The sequence below is a fragment of the Cupriavidus sp. a3 genome (assembly GCF_051015765.1).
Taxonomy (GTDB): Bacteria; Pseudomonadota; Gammaproteobacteria; order Burkholderiales; family Burkholderiaceae; genus Cupriavidus; species Cupriavidus oxalaticus_A.
Genome location: NZ_CP170643.1, coordinates 1158881 through 1160679, shown reverse-complemented (window position 1 = coordinate 1160679; position 1799 = coordinate 1158881). Strand labels below are relative to the sequence as shown.

The 1799-nt window shown below is 62.6% G+C and carries 3 protein-coding genes and 3 pseudogenes; all 6 read right to left on the bottom strand.

What is annotated here, in order from left to right:
• Positions 1–203, bottom strand: a pseudogene (locus ACAD63_RS05435) (FAD-binding protein); the annotation flags it as partial.
• Positions 203–418: pseudogene (locus ACAD63_RS05430) on the bottom strand (FAD-binding protein); the annotation flags it as partial. The pseudogenes ACAD63_RS05430 and ACAD63_RS05435, both read right to left, overlap by 1 nt.
• Positions 403–687, bottom strand: coding sequence for an FAD-binding protein (locus ACAD63_RS05425; RefSeq protein WP_434033528.1), 285 nt, complete (start codon positions 685–687; stop codon positions 403–405). The gene ACAD63_RS05425 and the pseudogene ACAD63_RS05430, both read right to left, overlap by 16 nt.
• Before the next feature lie 7 nt (positions 688–694).
• Positions 695–1043 (bottom strand): annotated as a pseudogene (locus ACAD63_RS05420) (FAD-dependent oxidoreductase); the annotation flags it as partial.
• 3 nt (positions 1044–1046) lie between these two features.
• Positions 1047–1412: a succinate dehydrogenase, hydrophobic membrane anchor protein gene (gene sdhD, locus ACAD63_RS05415; protein ID WP_135705164.1), complete on the bottom strand. Its 366-nt coding sequence runs from the start codon at positions 1410–1412 to the stop codon at positions 1047–1049.
• Between the two features lie 11 nt (positions 1413–1423).
• A partial coding sequence (gene sdhC / locus ACAD63_RS05410; RefSeq protein ID WP_116324063.1) for a succinate dehydrogenase, cytochrome b556 subunit occupies positions 1424–1799 on the bottom strand: 376 nt, incomplete at its 5' end.

Sequence of the window (1799 nt, the reverse complement as noted above, 5' to 3'; positions counted from 1 at the left end):
AGGTCGAGCAGCGAGTTGGTGCCCAGGCGGTTGGCGCCGTGCACCGACACGCACGAGCATTCGCCGATCGCGTAGAAACCATTCAGCACTTCGTTCGGGCTGCCATTCTTCGGCACCACGACCTGGCCGTGGTAGTTCGTCGGGATGCCGCCCATCTGGTAGTGGATGGTCGGGACCACCGGGATCGGTTCCTTGATCGCGTCATGTCTTCCAGCGGCACGCCCGCGCGTGCGGCCATGCCCAGGCCGTCACCGGTGTTGATGAAGGCGTTGGTCGACGCAGCGTAGATACGGCCGGCACCGCCGGTCGCGAACAGCGTGGTCTTGGCTTCGAGGATGTAGACCTCGCCGGTTTCCATTTCCAGCGCGGTCACGCCCAGCACGTCGCCGTCCTGGTCGCGGATCAGATCGACGGCAGGCGCTTCATGATGGTCTCGGCGCCGACGTGGGTCAGGTCGAGCAGCACGTAGTCGCCGTTCGGGCCGCAGCCGCGGCCTTCCTTGATTTCCTGGTCCATCGAGCGCGAGACGAAGTCGCGCGGCGCCAGGTCCTTCAGCGTCGGCGCATAGCGTTCCATGAAACGCTCGCCGTCCTTGTTGCGCAGGATCCCGCCTTCGCCGCGCACGCCTTCGGTGATCAGCACGCCCGCGCCGGCCACGCCGGTCGGGTGGAACTGCCAGAACTCCATGTCTTCCAGTCCGGGTTGCGGTCGAACGGCATGCCGAAGTGCTCGAGTTCGTACACGACCTTCGGCGCTTCCCGGCACATGAACTCGATCGCGTCCTGGTCGCCCAGCCAGTCCGAGCCCTTGATGGTGTCGTAGAAGTGATAGTGCCAGTTGTCTTCGCTCATGTTGCCCAGCGAAGCACCGATGCCGCCCTGCGCCGCCACGGTGTGCGAGCGGGTCGGGAACACCTTGGACAGCACGGCCACGTTCAGGCCGGCTTCCGCGAGCTGGAGGGATGCGCGCATCCCGGCGCCGCCAGCACCGACGATGACCACGTCAAAGCGGCGACGCGGCAATCCAGTCTTGACTGCGACCATTTATTACACCCTCCAGAGAATCTGAGCAGCGTAGCCCGCGCAACCGACGAGCCACAGAATCGTAAGAACTTGCAGCACCAGGCGCACCGCCATCGGCTTGACATAGTCCATCCAGATGTCGCGCACGCCGATCCAGGCGTGATACAGCAGCGACAGGATGGTCAGGAACGTGATGATCTTCATCCACTGGTTGGCGAAGAGCCCTGCCCACGCTTCGTACGAAGCGCCGTTCGACAGCAGGAAGGCAATGGCCAGCACCACGGTGAACACCACCATGATCACGGCCGTGACGCGTTGCGCGAGCCAGTCTTTCAGGCCGTAATGGGCGCCGACGACCAGGCGCTTGGGACCGATATTGTTGTTTGCCACCGTGATTCTCCTCAGAACAGGCCGAACAGCTTCAGGCCGAAAATCAGGGTAAGCAGCAGGCTGACAACCAGCACGCTGATGGCAGACTTGGCCGAGGCGGGCTTGGAAACACCAACGTGCACATCCAGCAGCAGAAAGCGGATACCGGCGCAGAAATGATGCAGATAACCCCAGATCAGGGCCAGCACAACCAGCTTGACAAAGCCGCCGGACAACAGGGCCGAGAACTTTGCGAAGCTCAGTTCGGAGGTAATGCTCTGCTCGAACAGGTACAGGACGAAGGGAAGGAGGAGGAACATCAAGGCACCGCTCACGCGATGCAGGATGGATACCTTGCCGGCCCAGGGCAACCGGTATTTCGCGATCTGCGAGATACCGATATTCCGG

Coding starts and splice junctions, on each gene's coding strand:
- ACAD63_RS05425 (WP_434033528.1), bottom strand. CDS start 687: ATGGAGTTCTGGCAGTTCCACCCGACCGGCGTGGCCGGCGCGGGCGTG.